The organism is SAR86 cluster bacterium (assembly GCA_023703615.1).
Taxonomy (GTDB): Bacteria; Pseudomonadota; Gammaproteobacteria; order Magnimaribacterales; family D2472; genus MED-G85.
In genome coordinates this window covers 764,209-788,855 of the sequence record CP097971.1, presented here as the reverse complement: position 1 = coordinate 788,855, position 24,647 = coordinate 764,209, and the positions used below count along the sequence as shown (strand labels likewise).

At 29.5% G+C, this 24,647-nt stretch carries 27 protein-coding genes and 2 tRNA genes; 16 read left to right on the top strand and 13 right to left on the bottom strand.

Annotated elements, in window-relative coordinates; translation table 11 throughout:
- Window position 1: 1 nt before the first annotated feature.
- The 5 genes from M9C80_04095 to M9C80_04075 all read right to left on the bottom strand — a co-directional run bounded on the left by M9C80_04095 (window position 2) and on the right by M9C80_04075 (window position 6,265).
- Entirely contained in the window at window positions 2-1,798 is a 1,797-nt protein-coding gene (locus M9C80_04095; protein ID URQ69125.1) for an SLC13 family permease, read from the bottom strand.
- A 12-nt stretch (window positions 1,799-1,810) separates the two neighbouring features.
- Window positions 1,811-2,896: a mechanosensitive ion channel family protein gene (locus tag M9C80_04090; protein ID URQ69124.1), complete on the bottom strand. Its 1,086-nt coding sequence runs from the start codon at window positions 2,894-2,896 to the stop codon at window positions 1,811-1,813.
- Between the two features lie 77 nt (window positions 2,897-2,973).
- Window positions 2,974-3,669 carry a TIGR02206 family membrane protein gene (locus M9C80_04085; GenBank protein URQ69123.1) on the bottom strand — a complete coding sequence of 232 codons (696 nt, stop codon included), beginning with the start codon at window positions 3,667-3,669 and terminating at the stop codon, window positions 2,974-2,976.
- Between the two features lie 89 nt (window positions 3,670-3,758).
- Window positions 3,759-5,741 carry a thioredoxin family protein gene (locus tag M9C80_04080; protein URQ69122.1) on the bottom strand — a complete coding sequence of 661 codons (1,983 nt, stop codon included), beginning with the start codon at window positions 5,739-5,741 and terminating at the stop codon, window positions 3,759-3,761.
- Between the two features lie 71 nt (window positions 5,742-5,812).
- On the bottom strand, window positions 5,813-6,265 hold the full coding sequence (locus M9C80_04075) for an Hsp20 family protein (GenBank protein URQ69121.1): 453 nt from the start codon (window positions 6,263-6,265) through the stop codon (window positions 5,813-5,815).
- Window positions 6,266-6,453: 188 nt separating this feature from the next.
- Between M9C80_04075 and M9C80_04070 the strand changes: the two genes are divergently transcribed.
- The 6 genes from M9C80_04070 to dcd are packed head-to-tail and all read left to right on the top strand — an operon-like array spanning window position 6,454 to window position 10,494.
- Complete coding sequence (locus tag M9C80_04070) at window positions 6,454-6,846, top strand: hypothetical protein (GenBank protein ID URQ69120.1); 393 nt, start codon at window positions 6,454-6,456, stop codon at window positions 6,844-6,846.
- Window positions 6,846-7,304, top strand: a complete 459-nt coding sequence (locus M9C80_04065; GenBank protein ID URQ69119.1) for a glycine zipper 2TM domain-containing protein — start codon at window positions 6,846-6,848, stop codon at window positions 7,302-7,304. The genes M9C80_04070 and M9C80_04065 overlap by 1 nt, the downstream gene beginning before the upstream one ends.
- Window positions 7,304-7,744: a recombination regulator RecX gene (locus tag M9C80_04060; protein ID URQ69118.1), complete on the top strand. Its 441-nt coding sequence runs from the start codon at window positions 7,304-7,306 to the stop codon at window positions 7,742-7,744. Before M9C80_04065 ends, M9C80_04060 begins: the two co-directional genes overlap by 1 nt.
- 21 nt (window positions 7,745-7,765) lie before the next feature.
- Complete coding sequence (dnaX, locus tag M9C80_04055; GenBank protein ID URQ69117.1) at window positions 7,766-9,337, top strand: DNA polymerase III subunit gamma/tau; 1,572 nt, start codon at window positions 7,766-7,768, stop codon at window positions 9,335-9,337.
- Window position 9,338: 1 nt separating this feature from the next.
- Window positions 9,339-9,935, top strand: a complete 597-nt coding sequence (gene recR / locus M9C80_04050; protein URQ69116.1) for a recombination mediator RecR — start codon at window positions 9,339-9,341, stop codon at window positions 9,933-9,935.
- Complete coding sequence (dcd, locus tag M9C80_04045; protein ID URQ69115.1) at window positions 9,925-10,494, top strand: dCTP deaminase; 570 nt, start codon at window positions 9,925-9,927, stop codon at window positions 10,492-10,494. Before recR ends, dcd begins: the two co-directional genes overlap by 11 nt.
- Here the strand turns inward: dcd and M9C80_04040 are convergent.
- The 3 genes from M9C80_04040 to purM are packed head-to-tail and all read right to left on the bottom strand — an operon-like array spanning window position 10,480 to window position 12,744.
- Window positions 10,480-11,160, bottom strand: a complete 681-nt coding sequence (locus tag M9C80_04040) for a hypothetical protein (GenBank protein ID URQ69114.1) — start codon at window positions 11,158-11,160, stop codon at window positions 10,480-10,482. The two genes, dcd and M9C80_04040, sit on opposite strands and share 15 nt — an antisense overlap.
- Window positions 11,150-11,683: a phosphoribosylglycinamide formyltransferase gene (locus tag M9C80_04035; GenBank protein ID URQ69113.1), complete on the bottom strand. Its 534-nt coding sequence runs from the start codon at window positions 11,681-11,683 to the stop codon at window positions 11,150-11,152. Before M9C80_04035 ends, M9C80_04040 begins: the two co-directional genes overlap by 11 nt.
- A gap of 29 nt (window positions 11,684-11,712) precedes the next feature.
- Window positions 11,713-12,744, bottom strand: a complete 1,032-nt coding sequence (purM, locus tag M9C80_04030; GenBank protein ID URQ69112.1) for a phosphoribosylformylglycinamidine cyclo-ligase — start codon at window positions 12,742-12,744, stop codon at window positions 11,713-11,715.
- A gap of 14 nt (window positions 12,745-12,758) precedes the next feature.
- Here purM and M9C80_04025 point away from each other — a divergent pair, with 14 nt between their 5' ends.
- The 3 genes from M9C80_04025 to M9C80_04015 are packed head-to-tail and all read left to right on the top strand — an operon-like array spanning window position 12,759 to window position 15,013.
- Window positions 12,759-13,787, top strand: coding sequence for a DUF2066 domain-containing protein (locus M9C80_04025; protein ID URQ69111.1), 1,029 nt, complete (start codon window positions 12,759-12,761; stop codon window positions 13,785-13,787).
- A complete protein-coding gene (locus tag M9C80_04020) occupies window positions 13,777-14,334 on the top strand; it encodes a CDP-alcohol phosphatidyltransferase family protein (protein URQ69110.1) in 558 nt (185 codons plus the stop codon). Before M9C80_04025 ends, M9C80_04020 begins: the two co-directional genes overlap by 11 nt.
- The gene (locus M9C80_04015; GenBank protein ID URQ69109.1) at window positions 14,327-15,013 is read left to right on the top strand and encodes a DnaA/Hda family protein; all 687 of its coding nucleotides are present in this window, start codon (window positions 14,327-14,329) and stop codon (window positions 15,011-15,013) included. Before M9C80_04020 ends, M9C80_04015 begins: the two co-directional genes overlap by 8 nt.
- On the opposite strand, the gene sppA is transcribed toward M9C80_04015, so the two are convergent.
- From sppA to wrbA, 3 genes are read right to left on the bottom strand one after another with little or no spacing between them, the layout of a single operon-like run.
- A complete protein-coding gene (sppA, locus tag M9C80_04010; protein URQ69108.1) occupies window positions 15,006-16,838 on the bottom strand; it encodes a signal peptide peptidase SppA in 1,833 nt (610 codons plus the stop codon). The genes M9C80_04015 and sppA overlap by 8 nt on opposite strands.
- Before the next feature lie 19 nt (window positions 16,839-16,857).
- A complete protein-coding gene (locus M9C80_04005) occupies window positions 16,858-17,232 on the bottom strand; it encodes a DUF2069 domain-containing protein (GenBank protein ID URQ69107.1) in 375 nt (124 codons plus the stop codon).
- Window positions 17,225-17,821, bottom strand: coding sequence for an NAD(P)H:quinone oxidoreductase (gene wrbA, locus M9C80_04000; protein ID URQ69106.1), 597 nt, complete (start codon window positions 17,819-17,821; stop codon window positions 17,225-17,227). Before wrbA ends, M9C80_04005 begins: the two co-directional genes overlap by 8 nt.
- A gap of 27 nt (window positions 17,822-17,848) precedes the next feature.
- Here wrbA and M9C80_03995 point away from each other — a divergent pair, with 27 nt between their 5' ends.
- Window positions 17,849-18,292, top strand: coding sequence for a TlpA family protein disulfide reductase (locus M9C80_03995; GenBank protein URQ69105.1), 444 nt, complete (start codon window positions 17,849-17,851; stop codon window positions 18,290-18,292).
- Here the strand turns inward: M9C80_03995 and M9C80_03990 are convergent.
- Window positions 18,275-19,069 (bottom strand): M23 family metallopeptidase, encoded by a 795-nt coding sequence (locus M9C80_03990; protein URQ69104.1) that lies wholly within the window; start codon window positions 19,067-19,069, stop codon window positions 18,275-18,277. The genes M9C80_03995 and M9C80_03990 overlap by 18 nt on opposite strands.
- On the bottom strand, window positions 19,059-20,426 hold the full coding sequence (xseA, locus tag M9C80_03985; protein ID URQ69103.1) for an exodeoxyribonuclease VII large subunit: 1,368 nt from the start codon (window positions 20,424-20,426) through the stop codon (window positions 19,059-19,061). Before xseA ends, M9C80_03990 begins: the two co-directional genes overlap by 11 nt.
- A 20-nt stretch (window positions 20,427-20,446) precedes the next feature.
- Here xseA and M9C80_03980 point away from each other — a divergent pair, with 20 nt between their 5' ends.
- The 6 genes from M9C80_03980 to M9C80_03955 all read left to right on the top strand — a co-directional run bounded on the left by M9C80_03980 (window position 20,447) and on the right by M9C80_03955 (window position 24,645).
- The gene (locus M9C80_03980) at window positions 20,447-21,328 is read left to right on the top strand and encodes a DMT family transporter (GenBank protein ID URQ69102.1); all 882 of its coding nucleotides are present in this window, start codon (window positions 20,447-20,449) and stop codon (window positions 21,326-21,328) included.
- Window positions 21,329-21,429: 101 nt separating this feature from the next.
- Window positions 21,430-21,506: transfer RNA gene (locus M9C80_03975), tRNA-Val, on the top strand.
- A gap of 55 nt (window positions 21,507-21,561) precedes the next feature.
- Window positions 21,562-21,636: transfer RNA gene (locus M9C80_03970), tRNA-Asp, on the top strand.
- 7 nt (window positions 21,637-21,643) lie between these two features.
- Window positions 21,644-22,051 carry a DUF4149 domain-containing protein gene (locus M9C80_03965; protein URQ69101.1) on the top strand — a complete coding sequence of 136 codons (408 nt, stop codon included), beginning with the start codon at window positions 21,644-21,646 and terminating at the stop codon, window positions 22,049-22,051.
- A 71-nt stretch (window positions 22,052-22,122) separates the two neighbouring features.
- Window positions 22,123-23,622 carry a molecular chaperone HtpG gene (gene htpG, locus M9C80_03960; GenBank protein ID URQ70200.1) on the top strand — a complete coding sequence of 500 codons (1,500 nt, stop codon included), beginning with the start codon at window positions 22,123-22,125 and terminating at the stop codon, window positions 23,620-23,622.
- Window positions 23,623-24,645, top strand: coding sequence for an NAD(P)-dependent glycerol-3-phosphate dehydrogenase (locus M9C80_03955; protein ID URQ69100.1), 1,023 nt, complete (start codon window positions 23,623-23,625; stop codon window positions 24,643-24,645).
- Window positions 24,646-24,647: the final 2 nt, after the last annotated feature.

The window sequence follows — 24,647 nt, the reverse complement described above, 5'->3', positions numbered from 1 at the left end:
ATCAGGTCCAAACAAATAATATCATTGGTATAGATACAACTATTATAAGAATATCTAGGGGTAAACCTAACCTCCAATAATCTGTAAATTTATAATTTCCAGGACCCATTATTACTGTATTACATTGATGACCAATTGGAGTTAAAAATGCACAACTCGCTCCGACTGCAACAACCATTAAAAAAGGTTCTACCGCATATCCTAAATCAATACCAATACTGGCAGAAATTGGAGCCATAATTACAGCAGTTGCTGCGTTATTGATAATATCTGTAGTTATCATGGTGACAATCAGAATGATAAAAAGCAACCAAAATAAACTCATTGATGATGCATAAGACGAAATTCCATTTGAAATTATTTCTGTCAAACCAGTAGTTTGGAGGGAGGTTCCAATTGGTATCATAGCTGCAAGCATAATAATTATCGGCCAATCAATTTCTCTATAAAAATTACTATCAATAATTTTAATTCTTGCAAATGCTAAAACACAAAAAAGAAATGCTGCAGCTGTTGGCAAATAATCAAGTGAAACAAGAATTATTGATATTAAAAAGAAGAAAATTCCTTTAATTAATCTACTTCTACTAGGAATAGTTTGAAGCTCCCTTTGTCTTAAAGGCATTAAACCTAAATGTTTAATTTTGTTTGTTACATCCTCTTCATCTAAATCTCTAATACCTATTAGTAACACATCTCCAGCTCTAAATGTTTGTCTTGTAAGCCTAGTTCTATATTTAGCACCTTTTCTCCATAGACCTAGCAAGTTTAGTTCTTCATATGCTAGTTTTAAAAAGAAATCATATTTTCTTCCAATAAGTCTTGATCCTGGAGTAATCATTGTCTCAATCTCTTCTAAATCTTCATCTTTAAATGAATGTAACTCTTCAGGTATAGAAAAATTAAAAATTTCTAATAAAGAACTAATCTCATCAGGCGGAGTTTTGATGACTAATATTTGGCCTTCTTTAATTCTAAGATTATTTTTAACTTTTTTTACAGAACCACTGTCAGTTACTATTCCTATAACCTCAGTATCTTCCCCAGCCTCTTTTTTGAAGCCAGATAAAGTCATTCCTATTGCAGAGCTTGATTTATTTACCATAACTTCAAATAAGTAACCTTTTAGATTAATTAATGAATTTTCAGAACTTTTAACTTCTCTGAGTTTAATAAATTTATTTCCAATAATTGATATAAACAAAATGCTTATTATCGTGATTAACATTCCAACATATGAAAAATCAAAAAAATTAAATCCACTAGAATCAATTTCGGCTTTATATTCAGAAATGATTATATTTGGTGGAGTGCCAATAGCAGTGTTCATTCCTCCAACAATACAAGCAAAGGCTAAAGGCATTAAGAATTTAGATGAGTGCCAATTCATCTTTTGACAGATATTTAGTGTTATGGGAAGCAATATTGCAAGTGCACCTATATTATTAATGAATGAAGACAGCAATGCTGCAATGAACATTAAATAAAATAAGAATTGAAATTGTGTAAATGACGAAAACCCAACCATCTTACCAACTAAACCAGCTAGTCCTGAATTTTTTAATCCTTGACTAATTATTAAAACAAGCGCAACAGTAATGACTGCAGGATGTGCAAAACCTGAAAATGCTTCATTAACCGGTATTATTCCAAAAACAATTAAAACAAAAAGAGCTCCAATAGAAACCGCATCATATCTAAACTTTCCCCAAATAAAAAAACCCAGAAGAATAATTAATGTTGCTGAAAGTATGAATTGGTTGCTTAGTGATATTGAGAGTATGAACTGATCATTCATATAAAATCCTAATTATTTGGGCATACTTTCTACATAAAGTGATGTTGACGGGTATGCAAAATCTGAGTTATTAGATTTAATTATACCCATAATATTAAAAATTAAATCCTCTTTAATTTTGTTAAAAGCAACAAAGCCCACAGGATCAGAATAAGCAACGATAAGCATATCAATTGAGCTTGAGCCAAGTTCTACAACTCTTACTACTGGTTCAAGCTCAGGATCTGAAGAAAAATCTTTGCTATTAATAATATATTCCTTTATTTCGTCTCTGATTTTTTCTAATTGCTCAACAGATGTTGAATAAAGTAAATTAATTTTCCAATTAATTCTTCTATTCTCCATTTCACCATGATTAATAACTTTAACGTCTGATAAATCTTTGTTTGGAATAATCATTGGTGCTGTATCAAATGACTTTATGACAGTAGACCTAAAACCAATATTATCAACTATTCCATGGAGTTGACCAGAAACCTCAATTCTATCGCCAGGCTGAAATCTGTGCTCACCAATAATTAATATTCCGGCAATTAGATTTTTAAAGAAATCTTGAGCGCCTAGAGCAACTGCAACTGAAAATAAACCTAGTCCAGCAACAAGTGGACCAATTTGTATGCCAAAAATATCTAATATAATTGCTAAACCTATTACCCATACAATAAATTTTAATGCTCTTTCTAACCACATTTGCATAGATGGTGTTAACCATGAGCTTGTAGAAAGTGCTGCAAAAATTGGCTTAATACTGTTTGCTAAAGCACTAAAAATGGTGAATATAACAAATGCTTTAACTATGTTTGTGGCAATATCACCAAATGTTCCTGATAAAGGCAAGATTAACGTACAAATATATAGTGCAATCGTTATAGGAATTATGCCAATAGGCTTCCTCAAAGCATCAAGAATCTCATCATCAATACTTGATTTTGTTTGAGATGCTAATTTCTGAAGAGAATTTAAAATTACAGAGATAATGAATCCTCTGAACAACATTGCCATTAATATGACAAAAAAAGAGCTTATTATTGAACCAAGATCTACTCCAAGAAAACCTGTAGTCCAAACATCGCTTACAAGATTTATAAAATTATCCATAACTGTTATGTTTTTTTAAATAATATGATGCATTTTAATGGTTTTAACAACACTTTAGCAAAATACAATAAGAAAATTTATCTGGAAGTCTTATCTTTTATTAGATAGGGAAGATATAAGAGATAAAAAAGTGTCAATGCAATTGGTGTTGTGACAAGCAAATGATATGGAGGATCTGGAAACATATCCATGAGGCTAGCGCCATCAGGTTTTGCCATTAAATACCAAAAATTTGCTGGCTCACCTAAAAAATAGTTAATTAGATATGTAATAGGCAGCAGAATAAATAAAGTAATTAAGATAACTGAAAAAACATCTTTTGCATAAGGTCTATTATTTAATGCAATTGTTGCATACATTACACCTACAATTATCATTCCATGCCCGATCATAAAATATAAGTAATCCAAATCAATATATAAAAGATCTGGAGTAATTATTGCCATAGTGGCACCAGCAAGTCCCCAAAAGAAAGCACAATTGTATAAAATTTTTGGTCCTCCAAGCAAAAACCAAACTATACATATTTCAGATAAATCACACATATGAAAAGGCAAAACTTCTTTCCAGCTGTATGGATTTTCTAAAAGATATAAATCTTTATAAGGCGAAGTAATAATATGAGCAAAAACTATACCTGCAATTATTTTGGACATCAAAGCCTTACTTTCCTGACTTTTTGTTTTATATATTTTAGGCAAAAACACTGCAATAGAGATTATTAATATCATTGTTAAGATATGTGTATTACCAAATAATACAAACTGATTCATATTAATAATTCTCCCTATAAAAGAATTATAGACTTTTTTTGAAAGATATATGAAGTTTTATTATATTGTCACAGAATTGTTTAAATATACTATTTTAAATTTTTTAACAAAATTTGTTCGGTAAGAATAGCTGGTAGAATTAAAGGATCTTGCATACCTGGTCTCCAAAATACATACAAAGGAACCCCACTTCTTCCATAACTACTTAACACATCAAGTATTTCAGAATCCTTGTTGGTCCAGTCTGCAACAACATAATTAATATCATTAACTTTTAAATAGTCTTTTACAGCCTTTCTTGATAAAGCAACTTTATCGTTAGCTTGACATGTAATACACCATGCTGCGGTAAAATTAATTAAATAAGATTGATTAGCTGCCCTATATTTTTGTTCAATATCTTTTTCCCAAATAATATTCCCCTCAGTAAGAATATTTTCACCATTACTTTTATTTTCATAATTTATTTGAGTCATCTGAAAACTAAGAAGTATAAGTCCAAAGACTATGAGTAAAACTTTATAGATTTGCTTATTAACTTTTATAAATATCCATGTCAAAAAACTAATTATAAATACACTAATTATTAGAGAAACCAAAGAATTCAAATTTGTTTGAAGACTAAATACCCATAACAACCAAATAGCAGTAGCGAACATTGGAAAAGCTAAAAATTCTCTCAAAGTGACCATCCATTCACCAGGTTTAGGCATCTTTGAAATTAAAGCAGGATTAAACCCAAGAATTAAGTAAGGTGCTGCAAAGCCTAGAGCCAGCGATAAAAAAACAGGTATCGTTATTAATGAGGGTTGAATTAAAGCGTAGCCTATTGCTGCACCCATAAATGGTGCAGTGCATGGTGATGCAACTACTACAGCCAGCACACCTGTCATAAAGGAACTAAAATATGATGAGTCATTAGATCCTATTGAACCCAACCTTGATAAATTAGTTCCAATATTAATATCTAATAAAAGTATTAAGCCGATAATAAACATCAATAAGCACAAAAAAGCAACAATGACTGGAGATTGGAGTTGAAAACCCCATCCAGCAAATTCACCAATTGTTCTAAAGAACAATAAAACACCAGCAATTATTAAAAATGTTGCAATAACACCCAATGAAAAGATAAAAGAATGTATTCTAATTTTACCTGCCGAATCTCCACCCAAGGAGACAAAACTCAAGACCTTCAAAGAAATTATTGGGAAAACACATGGCATTAAATTTAATATCAAGCCACCTATTAAAGCAAATAATAAAGCTTGAAAAATTGATATTGAAGTATCTAAAGAAATTTGTTCGATATTTGAATCAATTAAAAAAGTTTCATTAGAATTAATATTTAAAACTCCTGAAATTTTATCTTTAACCTCTAAACTTGCCAGTGGAACTTCAAGAAGCCAATTGTTCTCCTCTTGTTTAAGATTTTGTATTTTTGAGTGAGCGGTCAAATTTTGATCGTCAGAAAAAAAATGAATATCCTCAATATCTTCATTAAATGAAAACCTAATTTCTAATATATTATTCTTAACTTTAGCAACAATTGGGAGAGTGCTCGCTGGAACCATATTAATCCATTTTGCAAGATTGTTATCTAAACTTATGTCACTAAAATTAGTTTTTACAGTTGCTGATTCAGGAACACATATATCATCACATATTAAAAAATTTATATTAGCTTCAAGATAGAAGTCATTAGAAATATTTGTGTTTTTTAATTTAAAGGGAAAAATAACAAAATCAGAATACCCATATGTCATTAATGGTGGATATGGAATTAAACTTGGTTTTGGCCAAAATGTATCAGATGCTGTTACTAGTTGATTATTTGATGTTTTAAAAGACCATTCTACAGTTAATGGACCTCCTGAATCTCCTGGATTTTTCCAGTAGGTATGCCAATTTTTTTGCATATCCATTTTAATGCCAACAAAAATTTCATTATTTTCATCAAAAAAGGCATTTTGCTTAACAATTGATACTTTTGCATGACCTGTATCAACATAATCAGCATTAATAACATTTACTAAAAGAAAAGGAATAAGAAGTAATTTAATTAATCTCATAAGCACATATTACATTACAAAAAAATAAAAAGGGACGCTATGCGTCCCCAATGATTCAAATTCTAAATAATTTACTTACCTAGTATTTTTTTTGGTGTTTTAATCTCAATTGTCCTTGGTTTTTTTTCTTCAGGAATTAATTTCTCTAAATTAATTACAAGAAGACCATTTACCAATTCTGCACCTTGAACAACAACATCTTCAGCAAGTGTGAATTGTTGCTTAAATGCACGTTGAGCAATTCCTTGATAAACAACCTCTTCCTTGCCATTAATAACCTCAGTATTAGGGCCCTCATGACTTATAGTCAGAGCTCCATTAGCAAGTTCTATTTGTATATCATCTTTTGATAATCCAGCTACAGCTATCTCAATAGCAAATAAATTACCATCTTTTCTAATGTTGTATGGTGGATAACTTGAAGACCTATCTGAATTCTCAGAATGTCTTTGTAATCTATCAAATAATGGTTCGAAACCAAGTACACGTGTTGTGAAAAATGGATCTGTAAAGTTAAGTATCATAATAGTCCTCCTTAAGCGACTAAAAATGCATCCCGAAGGCATGCTGTTTATATAAATGAGAACCTTTAAAGCGCCCTCATTTAATATGTATGAATAAAATGCATTTTTTCAATATGAAGTATTAACTTTTCTTAATAATCAGATATTATAATAGTGAACTTTTTTTCAACATTAATGTCTAAAATAATATGCAAACAAGACGGTTGTTAACATTTTTACTTATTATTTCACTGCCATCTTTAGGTGACGATGATACTTATCCTAAAGTTGATGAAATATGGAAATTAATTACAAAAAGCAACAAAGCTTCAATATCTTCAAGTGAAGTTTTATATTATATGCCTAGCGATGCCTTCAATACATATCAGGCTAGAGCCTTTAATGATTGGGATACATTTTCGGTTGTTGATTCAAGAAACTTAGTACGACTAAGTACTGGAAATAAAGTTAAGATACTAGATTACAAAAATAATAAAAAAATCGTAAAAGTAAGGCTTTTAGATGGACCAGATAAAGATAGAAATTATTATATTATTACAAAAGATCTTATTAAAAATTTTTCAAATATGGAGAAAAGTTAATGAAAAAATATTTATGTTTAGTATTGCTAACTTCACTTACAACTAGCTGCGTAAATACATCACTTCAGCCAGATGTAGTTTCAAGATCAGATGCTCAAAAACAACAATATGTTGTATTTGGTGTAATTAAAGATATTACAAATGTAACAATTGAAGGAGATAGAGAAGTTGGTTCATTAACAGGAGCTGTTATTGGTGGAGCAGTTGGTAATAATGTAACTGATTCTGATCCAGAATCAGATATCGCTTCAGTTGTTGGAGCATTAATTGGTTCTGCTATTGGATCAGAAGTAGGTTCTGCAGCAACTAAAAAAGATGGCGTTGAGTTACTTATTGAGACAGATGCTGGTAAATTTATCTCAATTATTCAAGAAGTTAGTAGCTATTCTTATTCAGTAAATCAAAAAGTTAGGATTATAAAAAGAAATGGTAAGTCCAGAGTAATACCATTTGATTGATGACTGAAGAATTTAATATTATTTATAATAAAGCACTAGACCTCCTTTCTAGAAGAGAACATTCTAAGGAAGAAATAAATCAAAAACTTTTAATAAGATTTCCTAGTGAATCAGTAAATATCAAACTAGTCATAGAAAAATTATCTAAAAATAATATATTAAATGATGAGAGGTTTACTGAGATTTATGTTCTTAGTAGAAAACGAAAAGGGTTCGGATCTAAAAAAATTGCATTTGAATTATCAAACAAAGGGGTAAATGAATCGATTTATTCAAAAATAATTTCTAATGAAAGCAATTGGGAAGAAGTTGCAAAAAAAGCATTTAATAAAAAGTTTAAAACACAAAAGGATGCTGATTTTAGAATACAACTTAAGCAAAAAGCTTTTTTACAAAATCGTGGTTTTACTTTTAAAGAAATTGAATCAGTTTTTAATTAGTACATGTTATGATTCCTTGCTATGTCGTATGAGGTTTTAGCCAGAAAATATAGACCAACAAATTTTAGTGAAATAGTTGGACAGGATCATATTGTAAAAGCTCTTTCAAATGGAATTGAACATAAGAGAATTCATCAAGCATATATATTTGCCGGCACACGTGGTGTTGGTAAAACAACAATTGCGAGAATATTAGCGAAGTGTTTGAATTGCTCATCAAAAGAATCACCAGTATCTGTTCCATGTGATGAGTGCAATAATTGTAATGAAATAAAAATTGGTAGACATCTTGATTTCTTAGAAGTTGACGCGGCATCAAAAACTGGTGTTGATGACATGCGGGAGCTTTTAGATACTATTCAATATAAACCATCAAATGGAAGGTATAAAATTTATTTAATAGATGAAGTTCATATGTTATCAAAAAGCAGTTTTAATGCTTTATTAAAATCTCTTGAGGAACCACCAGCTCACGTAATTTTTATTTTTGCTACTACAAATCCTGAAAATATTCCGAAAACTGTTCAGTCAAGATGCCTGCAATTGAACTTAAAAACAGTATCCAAGGATGAATTAACTGATCATTTCAAAAAAATAATGAAATCTGAAAAAGTTAAGCATGATGATGAAAGCCTAAGCTTAATAGCTGAAGCAGCCTTGGGGTCTGTTAGAGATGGTTTAACATTGCTTGATCAAGCAATTGCACATGGAAACGGAGAGCTAAATAACAAAGATGTAAAGGATCTTTTGGGAACTATTGATGACTCTTTTATACTTGAAATGCTTGAGTCAATTTTTATAGGCGATGGAGAAAAAGCTTTTAATAGTTTTTATAAAATTGAAGAACTTTCTCCAGAGTATGAAGTAATTTTAAAGAATATAATTTCAATTATTCATAAACTATCTATAGAAAAAATCTTAAAAAACTCTAACGATGACTTGATAAAAAATTTAGCAGAACAAGTAGATGAAGAATTTTGTCAATTATTGTATGAAATTGCGGTAAATGCGTATTCAAAGTTTAATGTGCATCCAAGTCCAAAAGAAGCACTGGAAATATGTATTTTACGAATGCTAGCATTTAATCCTATAAATACAATTTCACAAGAAAAAAATGCTACAAGAATTGAAAAAAAAAATCCAATAAGTAATAGAGGGATTAATAAAAAAGTTGATGAAATAAAACCTAAAAAACGACAAAATGATTTAAAAATAAATTCTCATGAGGAATGGAATATTCTATTTGAAAAATTAAATTTATCGGTCTTTGCAACTAATTACTTTAGTAAATTATCGTTCAAAGAATATAAAAATAATGAAATTTTTCTTGAAGCTGAAGAGGATTTTTTAGATATACCAGTTAAGGTTGTTGAAGAATTCGAGCAAGAATGTTCAATAAAACTAGATCAAAAGATTGGAGTTAAATTAGAAATAGGAAATAGCGAAATATCTCCAGGTAATGAAAAGAAAATACAAAACGAAATCAATACCAAACAAGCAGAAGAAAATATTAAAAATGACGAAACTATTCAAAATTTTTTAAAAAAAATTGACGGACGAATCGTTGATGATTCAATAAAACCTATTAATTAAGATGGACCGTGAATTATTAAATGAATTAATAAATGCTTTAACTATTCTGCCTGGTGTTGGAAAAAAATCAGCACAAAGAATGGCTTTGTATCTACTAGATAAAAATAAAGACGGCGCTTCAATTCTCGCAGACACTATTAAAGACTCACTCGAGCATATATCTAGATGTGAAAATTGCAGAATGTTAACCTCTAACAATTTATGTAAAATTTGCAGAGATGAATCAAGAGATAACGGATGCATCTGTGTTGTAGAAAATCCCTCTGATGTTTTAGCTATAGAATCTACAGGAGGATATAAAGGTAAATATTTTGTTTTATTGGGAAGATTATCACCAATAGATGGAGTAGGTCCTAAGGAGTTAGGCATAGATTGTTTATTACAAAATATTAAAAATTCTGATGTTAAAGAAATAATAATAGCAACTAGTTCAACAGTTGAAGGAGATGCAACTGCTATATACATAAAAGATCACATAAAAGATATTAAGATTTCAAGAATATCTTATGGTATTCCTATTGGAGGAGAGTTAGAGTATGTAGATGGCAATACAATTGCAAGAGCAATCCAAGGAAGAGTAAATTTAAATGTCGATTAAATCAGATTCATGGATCAGAAAGATGTCCTCTGAAAAAAAAATGATAGAACCATTTTCAGAGAATCAAGTTAGGGTTGATGATAGTAACAATAAATTAATTTCATATGGTGTATCCAGTTATGGTTATGATGTTCGCTGTTCCAATGAATTCAAAGTTTTTACAAATATTCACTCAGCAGTTGTTGACCCTAAACATTTTGACGAGAAAAGTTTTGTAGATGTTACCTCTGATGTTTGTATTATTCCGCCTAATTCATTCGCCTTGGCGAGAACTATAGAATATTTTAAAATACCAAGGAATGTTTTAACTATATGTTTAGGTAAATCAACCTATGCAAGATGTGGAATTATAGTAAACGTGACACCTTTAGAACCCGAATGGGAAGGCCATGTAACCTTAGAATTCTCAAATACAACTAACTTGCCAGCAAAAATTTATGCAGGAGAGGGAGTTGCGCAAATGTTGTTTTTTGAATCTGACGAAGTTTGTGAAATAAGTTACAAAGATAGGGGTGGTAAATATCAAGGACAAACGGGAGTAACATTACCCAAGACTTAATAATTCTTCGAGCGTTAAAGTGTCCGTTCGATCTGGACCAATGTCAATAATTTTAAGAAACATGTGATTTAATTCTTTTACGAGAAAATATGTAGTTTCTCTTTGTTCATTTTTTCTGATTCTTTTAACAACAACACAATTTAACTCTTTAGAATCGAAATTACACTTTTCTTCTCTGACAATACTATAAAAATTTTCTTTTACGTTTCCATCTTTTAACTCTATAAGGTTCAAAGAAAAATTCTTTTTATTTTTCATAACATTTAATCTAATTTGTATTTGAGCATTAAGAGGATCAAGAATTTCTAATTTAGAACTTATAGATTTATCCCACTCATCTCTACCTTCAGAACTTATGAAGTCTTTTTTATTTTTGAATGATAATTTTTGATCCCTATTTACAAACTTTGGCCTAACTTTAATCTCATAGAAATCAGAGGTTATATAATCATCTTTAAATAAAAATGTAGAATTAAAATAAAGCGAAGCTACAGCATTTCTTGCTTTAAAGCTGAGTGTTTTGTTTTCATTATTGATTTCAAGTTTTCTAATACCAACTATTGTTATTCGATCAGAAGAGAATTTATATTTAGCCTCATAGGGTAATATTTCATTAGCTTTGATATTAAAAACTAAAAAAATAATTAAAAATAATTTATATTTCATTATATTTAACCAACATTAGATTTTTTTTTTGATTATAGGTTTCATTCTCTAAATTATAAATAACTTTATTATCTTCAAGATAAATTTTGTTTTCGCATAGATATTTAATCACTTTTGGATATAGTAAATGCTCAACTTTATGAATTCTTTTAATTAAATTTGATTCAGATTGATTTGGCTTTGTATTAATTATTCCTTGCGCAATTAATTGTCCAGAATCTAAAATTTCATTTACAAAATGAATGCTGACACCATGGAATCTATCATTATTTTTCATAACCTTTGCATGAGTTTGAGTTCCAGGATATTTAGGTAATATTGAAGGGTGAATATTAACAATTCTACCTTTAAATTTATCTGTTATCATTCTTGGGAGTATTTTCATAAAACCTGCTAGCACAATTAAATCTAATTCATTAGAACTCAAGAAATTCAATAATGCTTGATCAAAATCTTTTCTTTTTTTAAATTCCTTAAAATTTATTACTTTAATGAGAATTCCATTTTCCTTGGCTATCTGCAATCCAAGAGCTTCCGGATTATCACTGATAATTAAATTATAGAAATTTGATTATTAGAAAATTTTTCCTTAATATGCCCAATCTCATATGCTTTAAAGCCGAAACTAGAAGCTGAATTGATCATTTTTTTTGAGATTGTCTTATCAACTATTAATACCATTCCAATGCCACAATTAAATATTCTATACATATCTTCCATTTGCAAATTGCCATAATTTTTTAACAAAGAAAATATTTCAGGAACATACCACGAATCATTATATATTTCTGCACACAGATTATCTGGAATTGATCGAGGAATATTTTCTATTAATCCCCCTCCAGTAATATGTGCCATACCTTTAAGAGCATACTTATCAATCAAATGGATTATCAATTTTGGATATAGAAGAGTTGGCTTAATAGCTAAATTTGCTATTTTTTTATATTCTATTTCATCAAGATTAGAATCTTTTAATATTTGTCTTATTAAAGAAAAGCCATTAGAGTGCGGACCGCTAGATTCAATTCCAACTAAGATGTCACCAGAGCTAATAGAATTATTGTTTATTATTTTCTTTCTATCGACACAACCTACCGCAAATCCTGCTAAATCAAAATTATTATCGAGATAATGTCCAGGCATTTCTGCTGTTTCTCCGCCAAGGAGTGAACATTTAGATTCGTTGCATGCTCTTGCAATGCTTTTTATTATTTTTGCTGCCTCATCAACATTTAATTTAGAAGATGCAAAATAATCTAAGAAAAAAAGCGGTTTCGCACCGCAAACAATTAAGTCATTTACACACATAGCAACCAAATCTTGCCCAATAAAATCCAAGGAATTAATCTCTTGCGCAAGACTTACTTTTGTTCCGACACCATCAGTGCATGCTACCAAGACGGGATCTTCATAATCTTTTCCCAATGAAAACATGCCAGCAAATCCACCAAAATTACCAATAACATTTGGGCTATGAGATTCAACTACATCATTTTTTATCTTGTCAATTAAATCATTCCCAGCACTAATATCTACGCCAGCATTTTTATATGGATCATTATGTTTAATGTCTTTTGTCATTTAGAATGGTAGTTGTGAAACATTTATATTTTAAGCTTAAGAAATTTTTCCTTATAGTAATCATTATCTTTTCAAATACATCCTTTGGGAAGGAATTTAATGAACTTTTTATAATAAATGAGCCAATATCTAACTCGTCTGAAATAGAAAAAACAATAAATAAATCTTTCAACAGAATGATTTACAGACTAATTGGAAAAAATGATCCTTCGTATATATGGAAAATAATAAACTCAGGAACAAGCAGAAAAGATCTTATTAAGTCTTATTCTATTAAAAATATAAATAATCAAAGCTTTCTTGTTGTTAGCTTTGATGAAAAAAAAACAATTTCTAAGCTTAGAAACCTATCTGTTCCAATAGTCGGTTTTGACAGACCAGTAATAATGATTCTTATTAATTTCCAGCCAGAAAATAAATCGCCTTATTTTTTATCTACAAATTATCAAAAATCAAATTTTGAGAAAAGCTTAATTCCAATATTAAACAATCTTTCCAAATCAAAAGGTGTTTTTTTGGAGTTGCCTATTTTTGATTTAAGAGATATTAAAAATAATGCAGAATTTAATCTCTTAGAAGACCCCAAAAAAAATATTTTAGATAAATATAGTTATGATTTTTTAGTTGATATTAATATTGCGAATATTGGATATCTATCATGGAATATTACTGGAGACATTAATAAAAAAATATCTGGCATAGATTCTGATAAGCAGATGATAATAGAGATAGAAAATTATTTAACATCAAAAATTGAAAAAATTTTATTGTCATCAACGCTAGATTTTAGCAATGAATCAAACATTGATATTGTAATTGAAGGAATTAAAGACTACCAAGATTATTTAGCATCAAGAAAAGTTATTGAAAGATTATTGAGTATCAATAATATTGAAATCATGAGTTTTGCAAATGAAAAAATAACTTACAAAGCAGATATTTATGGCAAAATCGAAACTTTTAAAAAAGAAGTTCAAAATATACCAATATTTTCCTTTATAAATATAGAAAATGAACAAATATCTTTATCATATGTCAATTAGTAGATATTTTATTTTTATACCAAACTTGCTTTCAATCGTTAGAATTGGGCTCGTTTATCCAATTTTGAATAATATCTCTCTAGGCAATTTTCAATTAGGTATTATGTTTTTTATCATTGCTGCCATAACAGATGCAGTTGATGGTTTTTTAGCAAGAAAAATGAATTGGAAAACCAATCTTGGAAAAATTCTTGATCCCGTTGCAGATAAGTTACTGCTTTCAGGGACTATTTTTATATTATGGTTAAATGCTTATATACCTTTTTATATTTTTGTTATTTTTTTTAGTAGAGACGTCTTAATACTTGTAGGAGCATCAATTCATATGTCGGTAATAGAATCTGAGGTACCACTCCCAAATATTTTGGGTAAAATAACAACAGCATTTCAAATAGTTTATATTTTACTTATTCTTATTTTTCAATCGTACAGTATAGAGATTTCATTAATTCTTTTAGATATTTTAATTATCTCAGTAACCATCTTAAGTTTGATGGTTTATGCAAATAGCTGGTTTAAAAGCTTGAAAACTTATAATAATGAATAAACCAAAGCAATTAACATTTCCTTGGAACAAGAATACTAAAGTAACTTTTAATAATTTTTATATAGATCCAAAAAATATTAATTTAGTTATGGATTTAAAAGATGTAACTATAAATGATGACTTTTTTATCTATGGTGTTAGTAATTCAGGTAAGACATATTTACAACAGTCTCTTTGTAACTTTTTTCAGCAGCTTGATAAGTCATCTATATATATCCCATTGAATGAAGCTATTAAGTATGGCGTAAATATTCTTGATTCCATTGAAAATATTGATTTAATTTGTATTGATAATCTTGAATTAATTGAAAAAAATCTTGAATGGCAAATTGCAATTTTTAATTTAATCAACAATACAGTTTTATCTAATTCAAAATTATTTTTTACAGTATCAAAAGATAATGGAAGTTTAAATTTCAGCATGCCTGATCTAGATTCACGAATAAAAAAAATGCAGTCCTATGAGCTTTTTGAAGTTCAAGAAAATAACATTTCAGCAGCTTTGCAGCATATTGCAAAATCTAGATCAATAAATTTAGGAGAAGCTGAAACTAGATATTTATTAAAATATTCCACAAGAAGCATATCTTATCTGACCAAGATTTTAGATAAATTAGATAACACATCCATGGAATTAAAGAGGAAGATAACAATTCCTTTAATAAAAGAATTTATTTAATTTCGCATAAAAAACAATAATAGATTAAATTAAGATTTTTATTAGGCTCTGTAAGGTTTTCATATTTTAAAATTATATTTTTAAAGTTTAAAAACCTTGAATCAATAGAAAAATTTATTCCTATGTTGGTTATAAGTTCTGCAATAAAAACATCAAAGGGATCTAATGATTTTTTATAAACAACAGATTTATAGTCCTCTAATTTTGCTATTTCTGCTGCGGATGTTATGGCATCATCTAAGTTTCCTATTTTATCAACAAGTCCCTTTTCTTGAGCAGTAACACCAGACCATATCCTGCCTGCTGCAATTGCTAATATATCCTTAAAATCCATATCTCTATTTTCAGCTACTTTTGTAACAAATTTCTTATAAGTGTTATCAACTCTGGATTGGATTGCTTTTGTAACATACTCTGGCATTGGCATTCTTGGGTCCCATTCACCTGATTTAGTTTGACTAATCCCATCGACTTGAATTCCTACGAACTCGTATAAATTTTCAATAGTTGGAACCAATCCATATACACCAATACTCCCAGTTAAGGTTGTTTCTTGGGCCCATATTTCATCAGCAACTGTTGTTACCCAGACACCACCAGATGCAGCAATACCACCCATCGATGCAATAATAGGCCTTCCAGTTTCTTTAAAATCATCTAGAGCGTTAGTTATTATTTCGCTTGGCCAAACTATGCCCCCGGGACTATTAACTCTTAAAACAATTGCTTTAACATTTTTATCATCTTTTGCTTTATTAATATTAGATGCAATAGTTTTAGATCCAGCAATTCCAAGAGCCGACTCAGTTCCAGTAATTGTTCCTTCAACATTTATTACAGCAATAGTATTTTTTGATTTATTTTTTTCTTTATTATCTTGAATAAAATTATAGTATTCATAACTTGAGATACCTTCAGGCCATTCATCACTGCTATCTTCATCACCATAATTTGAAATCATATATTTTTTAATTTCTTGCCAAGTCATAATTCCATCTACTAAATTATTTTCAAGTGCCAATTCGGGCATATCAGGAGTATTAACCATTAACTCATAAAAATTATCACCATATTTTTGTATATGTCCTTCCTCAAGATCTCTTGAGGTTTCTATCATCTGAGTCATTTCTTTCCATATTGGATCAATAAAAGCACTCCATGAAATTTTGTCATTTTCAGACATTGAGTTACGTGTATATGGCTCAGGACCAGTCTTAAAATCGCCTGCAATAAAAACATGATAGTTAAGTTTTATATTTTCATAGAGATCCTTGTAATATTCTCTTTTTCTTGAAAATCCGGACAGCTCAACTACTCCAAGATTCGTATTAACAAAAACTTTATTTGCTTGTGAACTAATAAAATATGAAATATTTCCATAATTTTCTGCATATGAAATTACAGGTTTCCCACTATCTTTAATTTGTTTAACCGCTTTGGCTATTGCAAACGCTGAGGACCAATACATGCTTAGGCCAGATACATCAATATATACAGCCTTAAGATTTTCATCCGATGCCGCAGAATTTAAAATTTCAAGTAACTTTGATTCTTCATGCTGATCAACATCAATATTATTGGTTAGTAGCATTATTGGGTCTGTCCCACTTATTGCTGTATCCACAACAACTCCTGAAGGCTCAAAATATAATATTTTGTCTATAGTATTTATCTTTTCCTCTTTGGCAAAGATAGAATAAAAAAAAGATATTATAAATATTGTAATTAATAATAAAAAAAAGGCAGTCACAATATTAACCAAAACCTTTCTTGATTTAGTTAAAAAAACATCAACGGTAGTAAGAAAAGATTTTTTTTCGATCATAAATGACTCCAGTTAAGTTTTAAATAATAGTATGGTTACTATTTTTGTCAAGTGTATTTGACAGCAAAGATTTTCTTATTATTCTTGGTGCAAAAGAACAGTGTATAAAAAATGAAACAATAAGTATAAGTTCAAATATATCAAATATATAAGGTTTCATGCCAAAAACCTTAAGAGAGATAAACAAAAAATAAATCAATAATACAAAGCAAAAGCTTTGATAGGATTTTATATTAAGATTTTTTGACAAAAAATAAAATACAAAAAAAGGCAAGAACCACAAAAAAAACAGCACCTCATTTGTTCTCCCTTGAAAATACAGAATTATCTTATTTAAAAATAAAAGCAAGATAAATGAATTGGTTACGAATATAAGTTTTTTAACACTAAGCATTGATTTTTTTTATTAATTTGGCAATTCTTTTTCCAGAATAATTTGCAATAGTATATTCTTCTGGAGTTAGGTTGTTTGCATTATTAATTATCTCAACATGAGAGGGTCCATAAGGCGTTCCGCCCCCAAGAGTACTATGTAACTGTTCAACTGAATATGGAGTTCCTAATATATACATTCCTTGATGCATCATATAGGTTATTAAGTTAAAAATTGTTGTCTCTTGTCCACCATGCATAGATCCTGTTGAAGTAAATGCAATACCCGGTTTGTCTTGAAGTGAATTTGATGCCCAAATGTCACCAGTTGAATCTAAAAAATATTTTAAAGAAGCTGCCATGGCCCCAAATCTGGTTGGAGAACCAATAGCAAGACCAGAACAATTTATTAATTCTTCCTTTGTACAAAAAATTTCACCTTTTTCTGGTAGCATTTTTTCTATTTTTTCATTTGATGCTGATACTTTTGGAACTGTTCTTATTTTGACATGAACTTGCTCTTCTTCAGCTCCGTCAGCAATAGCATGTGCAATATTTTTCGTAGAACCACTAGCTGAATAAAATAGAATTAATAAATAATTTTTGTTCATTTGTAAAATTGACTTATCATGCTCATCATGAGAAACAAAATTATAACTCTGATATCTGTAATTGTATTAACAGGATGTCAAAAATTTGATATTGATGTATATAACGGACCAGACACTTCCTTGGAAAATTTAAAAGGAAAATGGGTTGTAATTAATTATTGGGCAGATTGGTGCCCACCTTGTTTGAAAGAAATGCCTGAGCTTGTTAACTTTGCTAATGCAAATCCAGATATAAATGTTTATGCATTTAATTATGATGAATTAGAAATTTCTGAATTAAAGCCTCAATTAAAAAAATTTAGTGTAGATATTCCGTCAATTATTTCTCATCCAAGAGATATTTGGGGAATAAAAACACCTCAAACAATTCCAGCAACATATTTTATAAATACAGATGGGGAGCTTGTCCTATCTTTGTTTAAGCCTCAAACAGAAGAAACACTTACAAACCAGTTAAGAGCTGTCCAATAAGTTAAATAAAAAATTTTCTTGTATCAATAGCTCAGGATTAATTCTTACTGAATTCACGTAAACTGACCAATGTAAATGAGGACCCGTCACTCTTCCAGTGCTGCCAACCGAACCAATTTGATAACCAGACAAAACAACTTCGTTAATAGAGACATTAATGTTATCGAGATGACTATATGTAGAAATAATCCCATACCCATGATCTATCATTATAAACTTACCAGAATAAAAAAAATCACCAATCAAAATAATTTTTCCATTTGAAGGGCTGACAACTTTTGTTCCATTTGGAGCAGCAATATCTAGAGCAAGGTGAGGCGATCTTGGCTTATTATTTATAAATCTTTTCTTGCCATATCTGCTTGATATTATTCCTTCAACAGGAACTATAAAATTTAAATTTGGATAATTTTCTTTTGAGTAAATTTTAAGAGCTTTTTTAATTTCTTGAGATTCTAGATATGCTCTATTTGAATCCTCTTGGCTTAGTTCCACTTTTGATTGATCCTTAATAACAATTCTTGATTCACCAAAATTTTTTGATCCTACAGTAAATTTTTTATTATTAATATTTAAAACTTTGCCCTGCATTGAAAATGACGCTGCTGCAATTAAGTATTTTTGATTTTTATGATAAATGTAAGAGTATTTATTGTTCTCAATATGATTTTCATCAATTAACATAGAAATCAAATTTCCAGGCTCAATATTTTGGTTATTTCCAAAAACTTGACTTGAAGACAGCAATATAAAAAAACAAAATATTTTAATCTTCATTTTTTGATTTAACAGAAAGCTTAGCCTTGCCTTGGCCAAATCTTGCATTTAATATTTCATTTTCACTCAGCTCAACCGAAGATCTAATTGCTTTGCCATTTTTATTAGTAATTATGGAATATCCTCTTTCAAGTATTGAAAAAGGATTTAATATTTCAAGTGACTTTGAGTATTTATCAATCTCTAATTTTTTATTGCGCATTAAATTTACATAAATTTTTACTAAATCTTCATTTATTTTAGTAAGACTATTTTTAATCCTTTCTGTTTTAAGTATTGGGCTTTTTAAAAATACTGAATTTTCTAAATTGTTTAATAGCTCTTTTTTATTTGAAATCAATGATCGTAATGATTGATTAAATCTTAACTCAAAGGTATCAATTTTTTGAGAGAGTTCTCTTATGTATGTGACTGGATTTTTAATCTTAATTTTTAATGTATTAATTTTATTTAATTTTTTTTCAAAACCAATCTCAAATTTTGATTTTAAATCATTGAGTAATTCATTTAATTTTGTATTTATATTAAATAATGTCTCGCTTGCAATTTCTGCAGCTGCAGTTGGAGTAGGAGCTCTAAGGCTGGATGCAAAATCGCATATTGTAAAATCTATTTCATGGCCAACACCTGAAATAATTGGAATGGGATAGTTGGCAATTTCTCTGGCTAAATTTTCATCATTAAAACACCATAAATCTTCTATTGAACCTCCACCTCTTGAAATTATGACTGTATCAACTTTATTATATTCATTCACGTCATTGAAAGTTATTATTCTTTCTAAAGAATCAAGCAATGATTTGGCACCAGAATCTCCCTGAACTATTGCAGGGCTTATAGAAACATTTGCTGATGGTGCTCTTCTATTAAGGGTGCTAAGAATATCTTGAAGTGCTGCAGTTGAAAGTGAAGTTATTATGCATATATGTTTTGGAAATTTTTTTAAATCATCTTCACTTTTTATGTTAAATAAACCTTCTTTATTGAGTTTTTCTTTGAGATTTTCAAATTGTTGCATTAAATTTCCATAACCTGCAGGTTCAATAGACTTGACGATTAATTGATAATCTCCTCTTGGAGCATACAAACTAATTTGACCATTTAGTATGCACTTATCTCCATTTTTTGGTCTGAAATTAAGTTTAAGATTTTGATTGCGAAACATTGCACATCTTATTGCTGCGTCATCATCTTTTAAAGTGAAGTAGATATGTCCAGAACTTGGTCTGGAAATATTTGAAATTTCTCCAATTACATTAATATTGTTGAAAGATCTTTCTAAAATATTTTTTGCAGATTTGTTAAGCTCATTAACAGAGATAATTTCTTTATTCTGATCTACAATTGTTTCATTCATAATCAAAAGTATAACTTTTTATGTCAAAGAATTTACATTCATCAAAAAATTTCTTAATTCTCTCTGGCGGAGCTTCTCTAATTGGTCTAGCACCTATTTTTGTTAAATTAAGTGAAATGTCACCATCATTGATAGCTTTTTATAGAATGTTTTTGGCGTTACCAATATTGTTTATTTATAACTACTTAATTAATGGAAAATTTTATTTTTCAGTAACAAATAAAAAAGTAATAATATTGTCACTCTTTGCTTCTTTAGCATTTTCAACAGATTTAATTTTATGGCACTGGAGCATTACTATTACAAGCATTTCAAACGCTACTATAATTGTAAATTCAGCACCTATCTTTGTTGCAATATTATCTTTTTTTATACTTAAAGAAATTCCAAACAAGGAATTTTTTGTTTCATTTTTAATAACATATCTTGGTATCTTTGGTTTGATATATTTTTCTAATAACTATACTAGCGGAAAAATATTTGGAGACATTCTATCTTTAATAGCTGCTCTTTTTTATGCAACGTATTTATTTTTGATTTCAAGACTGGGAAGAGAGCAATCAATAAATATAATTTTTTATACAACTTTATTCTGTTGCTTATTTTCAATACCAACTTCAATATTTGAATCAAGCAATTTTATACCATCATCATTGAATGAATTTTTAAATTTATTTGCTTTGGCTTTTTTATGTCAATTTGGTGGACAATTTATGATTACACATGGAATTGCCAAAATATCTGCATCTTCTGGATCAATAGGATTGCTTATGCAACCAATAACTGCAACCGCGCTTGCTGCCATAATTTTTACAGAATTTTTGAACATGGTTCAGATATTTTTTATATTTGTAACACTCATAGGAATTTATTTAGCAAGACTTAACATCTCAAAAAACTGAATAATTACAAACACTTGTGATCAACATATTTAAAAAATATGGATTTATTTTTTCGCCTCTTTATAATGGCAAAGCCAATATATAAAAGATTTTTGGTTGATGGGTGATTAGCTCAGTTTGGTAGAGCATCTCGTTTACACCGAGAGGGTCGGCAGTTCGAACCTGTCATCACCCACCATTGTTTGACTTGCACTTTTAACTTAAATGGATATTATGCAAATCAAATAAAAAGTGGTCCGGTAGTTAAACGGTTATAATTCCGCCCTGTCACGGCGGCGTTCGGGGTTCGATTCCCCGTCGGACCGCCATATAGTTATGAATATTGTTATTTTAAGTTTATTAATATTATGTTACTCACTGGTTTTGGGCATAATTTTTGCTCAAGTGTTACTAACTGCTCCAGTGGTTTTTAAGGTACTAGATGATCAGAATGCATCTAATTTCTTAAGAAAAATTTTTCCAAGATACTACTTATTAATTTTTTTAATAACTTTGATTGCCTTACTAATCTCTTATCTTTTTTTTAATTTAGTTGATATTTATATTGCGTTAGTTGCAGCAGTTTTTGCTTTTACTGGTTATATAATAATTCCGCTTACTAATCTTGCAAAAGATAGAGGTTGGGACTCAATGTTTAAGTGGCTGCATAATTTAAGTGTATTTAATACCCTAGTAATTATGATCGCAGCTATTATTCAAATAGTAAGAGTAACTTATTTATAATTTGAACATTAATTAATACAAAAATAAATGGAACTATTGCAAGATCTGGAACAGCGAAATTTCTTGAGAATATTTCTGGGGATAAGCAAAAAGATTCTAATTTAATAGGGCAATTTGGTGTTGGTTTTTATTCGGTTTTCATGGTTGCGGAAAAAGTACAAGTAATTTCAAAATCTGCAAATGAGAAATCTGATAAAGCAATTATGTGGGAGAGCAACGGAGAGGAAAAATATAAACTTAAAGAAGTAATTAAAGAAAATTTTGGTACTGATGTAATTATCTATTTGAATGAAGAAAATACTGAGTATGCAGAGGAAGGAAGAATAAAATATTTATTACAGAAATATTCACAATATATTAATTTTCCTTTGAATCTTATTTCTGATGAAGATAATTCTATAAGAATTAATGATGCGGATGCTCTTTGGTTAAAACCAAAAAGGTCTATTAAAGATCAGGAATATATTGATTTCTATAAATTCATATCTTTTGATCAAGAAGATCCATTGTTATGGATTCATAACAAAGTTGAAGGTAAAAATGAATATTCAAATCTATTGTATGTGCCATCAAAACCTCCTTTTGATCTATGGAATAGAGAGTCGCCCCGCGGAGTAAAACTTTATATACAAAGAGTGTTCATTATGGATGATGCTTCAAATTTTTTACCGCTTTATTTAAGGTTTATTCGGGGAATAGTTGATGCCAGTGATTTGCCTTTAAATGTTTCCAGAGAATTGCTTCAAGAACACCAACTTGTTGACGTAATTAAAAAGAGTATTACAAAGAGGGCGCTTGAGTCTCTCAAAAACCTTAAAGAAAAGTCAGTTGATGATTATAAGAAATTTTGGAACCAATATGGTTTAGTTATTAAAGAGGGACCAGCAGAAGATCTCGAAAATAGGGAATTAATTGCAAGTCTGCTATTGTTTTCATCTTCAGCCTTAGACTCCCAATCCGAAGACCATTCTCTTGATGACTACATAAATAGAATGAAGCCTGAACAGAATAAAATATTTTACTGTGTTGCAGATACATTTGAAGCTGCTATTAATTCGCCGCATATTGAAGGATTAAAATCTGAAGGGAAAGAGGTTCTTCTTTTAACGGATAGAATTGACGAATGGTTAATGGCAAATTTGATGGAATACAAAGGTAAAGAATTAGCAAATGTTGCCAAGGAAGAGATTAAGCCTAATGAAGAAAAGAAAATCTCTAAATCAGATCAAGAAATCATTTCTAAAGTTAAAAAGCACTTAGGAGATAAGGTTTCTGATGTTATTGTTAGCTCTCGACTTGTTGATTCGGCTTCATGCATATTATTACCAAAGCATGAGCCAGGTTCACAACTAAGAAAAATTTTAGAGGCTGCTGGACAGGATATAGCTTCATCACAACCAATATTTGAAATAAATTTAAAACACAAGTTATTAAAAAAACTCAATACAATGAAGGGTAAACAATTTAACTCTTTTGTTGATTTTCTATATGATTATGCAATTATTGCTGAGGGAGGATCCCCAAGAGATCCTGCAAAATATTTAAGACAGCTTGATAAATACCTCGCTTAAATGACAAAAGAAAAAATAGCAGTTCTGGGGGGAGGAAGTTTTGGAACTGTTCTTGCAAACATAGCTGCATCAAACGGATCATCCGTGTCATTATGGGTAAGAGATTCTGAAAATGCTTTAAGAATAAATTCTGAGAGCTCCAATTCCCAATATCACCCTGAACTAGAGTTATCATCAAACATTATTGCTTCTGATGATTTAAAATATGTAATTGCAAATGCGCAAATTATTTTAATAGCAGTACCAAGCATAATTTTTGAGGATGTCATAGAAAGAATCAAAAGCTTTGTTGACAAAGATGCGATGATAATTTCTTGTACTAAAGGAATAAAATCAGATCCTTTTAGATCAATGACAGATATTATTCACTCCAAAATAGACTTTGCTAATGAAAATAATGTTGGAGTATTAAGCGGTCCTAATCTTGCTAAAGAAATAGCAGAAAATAAAATCGCAGGTACTGTAATAGCAAGTAAGAATAATTTATTAATTTCTAAAGTAAAATCTCTTTTATCATCAAAAACCTTTAAAGTTTTTTCAAGCAATGACATTCAAGGAGTAGAACTATCCGGTGCCCTTAAAAATGTTTACGCAATCATTTGTGGAATTGCAGAATCATTAAATGTTGGAGAGAATGCCTTGGGCTTAATTCTTACAAGAAGTATGGCAGAAATGAGTAGATTTGCTGTCGCTAAAGGAGCAAATCCTATTACTTTTTTAGGATTATCTGGTATGGGCGATTTAGTTGCGACATGTACATCAAATCTTTCTAGAAATTTTCAGCTAGGAGTTTGCCTTGGTGAGGGTTTAAGTTTAGAAGAATCAAAAAATAATGTTGGTCAAATAGCGGAAGGTCTAAGGACTTTGGAGGTTTTAAAAAAAGAAGCTGAAAAATTAAATATAAGTATGCCATTAGTCAATTCATTGCATAATTTAATCAATAAAGATACATCGCCAAAAATATTAATTGATGATCTTATTAATAATCCGCACGAAGTTGATGTAGAATTTACATTTAAATAGGT

What these genes read in the sequence shown, in the direction of transcription:
- M9C80_03990 (URQ69104.1), bottom strand. Translation starts at nt 19,069, where the DNA reads ATGAAGATTAAAATATTTTGTTTTTTTATATTGCTGTCTTCAAGTCAA.
- wrbA (URQ69106.1), bottom strand. Translation starts at nt 17,821, where the DNA reads ATGAACAAAAATTATTTATTAATTCTATTTTATTCAGCTAGTGGTTCT.
- M9C80_04090 (URQ69124.1), bottom strand. Translation starts at nt 2,896, where the DNA reads ATGGATAATTTTATAAATCTTGTAAGCGATGTTTGGACTACAGGTTTT.
- M9C80_04065 (URQ69119.1), top strand. Translation starts at nt 6,846, where the DNA reads ATGAAAAAATATTTATGTTTAGTATTGCTAACTTCACTTACAACTAGC.
- M9C80_03980 (URQ69102.1), top strand. Translation starts at nt 20,447, where the DNA reads ATGTCAAAGAATTTACATTCATCAAAAAATTTCTTAATTCTCTCTGGC.
- M9C80_04060 (URQ69118.1), top strand. Translation starts at nt 7,304, where the DNA reads ATGACTGAAGAATTTAATATTATTTATAATAAAGCACTAGACCTCCTT.
- dnaX (URQ69117.1), top strand. Translation starts at nt 7,766, where the DNA reads ATGTCGTATGAGGTTTTAGCCAGAAAATATAGACCAACAAATTTTAGT.
- M9C80_04095 (URQ69125.1), bottom strand. Translation starts at nt 1,798, where the DNA reads ATGAATGATCAGTTCATACTCTCAATATCACTAAGCAACCAATTCATA.
- M9C80_04015 (URQ69109.1), top strand. Translation starts at nt 14,327, where the DNA reads ATGAATAAACCAAAGCAATTAACATTTCCTTGGAACAAGAATACTAAA.
- M9C80_03995 (URQ69105.1), top strand. Translation starts at nt 17,849, where the DNA reads ATGAGAAACAAAATTATAACTCTGATATCTGTAATTGTATTAACAGGA.
- M9C80_04080 (URQ69122.1), bottom strand. Translation starts at nt 5,741, where the DNA reads ATGAGATTAATTAAATTACTTCTTATTCCTTTTCTTTTAGTAAATGTT.
- recR (URQ69116.1), top strand. Translation starts at nt 9,339, where the DNA reads ATGGACCGTGAATTATTAAATGAATTAATAAATGCTTTAACTATTCTG.
- dcd (URQ69115.1), top strand. Translation starts at nt 9,925, where the DNA reads ATGTCGATTAAATCAGATTCATGGATCAGAAAGATGTCCTCTGAAAAA.
- xseA (URQ69103.1), bottom strand. Translation starts at nt 20,426, where the DNA reads ATGAATGAAACAATTGTAGATCAGAATAAAGAAATTATCTCTGTTAAT.
- M9C80_04085 (URQ69123.1), bottom strand. Translation starts at nt 3,669, where the DNA reads ATGAATCAGTTTGTATTATTTGGTAATACACATATCTTAACAATGATA.
- sppA (URQ69108.1), bottom strand. Translation starts at nt 16,838, where the DNA reads ATGATCGAAAAAAAATCTTTTCTTACTACCGTTGATGTTTTTTTAACT.
- purM (URQ69112.1), bottom strand. Translation starts at nt 12,744, where the DNA reads ATGACAAAAGACATTAAACATAATGATCCATATAAAAATGCTGGCGTA.
- M9C80_04020 (URQ69110.1), top strand. Translation starts at nt 13,777, where the DNA reads ATGTCAATTAGTAGATATTTTATTTTTATACCAAACTTGCTTTCAATC.
- M9C80_03955 (URQ69100.1), top strand. Translation starts at nt 23,623, where the DNA reads ATGACAAAAGAAAAAATAGCAGTTCTGGGGGGAGGAAGTTTTGGAACT.
- M9C80_04070 (URQ69120.1), top strand. Translation starts at nt 6,454, where the DNA reads ATGCAAACAAGACGGTTGTTAACATTTTTACTTATTATTTCACTGCCA.
- M9C80_04075 (URQ69121.1), bottom strand. Translation starts at nt 6,265, where the DNA reads ATGATACTTAACTTTACAGATCCATTTTTCACAACACGTGTACTTGGT.
- M9C80_03965 (URQ69101.1), top strand. Translation starts at nt 21,644, where the DNA reads ATGAATATTGTTATTTTAAGTTTATTAATATTATGTTACTCACTGGTT.
- M9C80_04005 (URQ69107.1), bottom strand. Translation starts at nt 17,232, where the DNA reads ATGCTTAGTGTTAAAAAACTTATATTCGTAACCAATTCATTTATCTTG.
- M9C80_04040 (URQ69114.1), bottom strand. Translation starts at nt 11,160, where the DNA reads ATGAAATATAAATTATTTTTAATTATTTTTTTAGTTTTTAATATCAAA.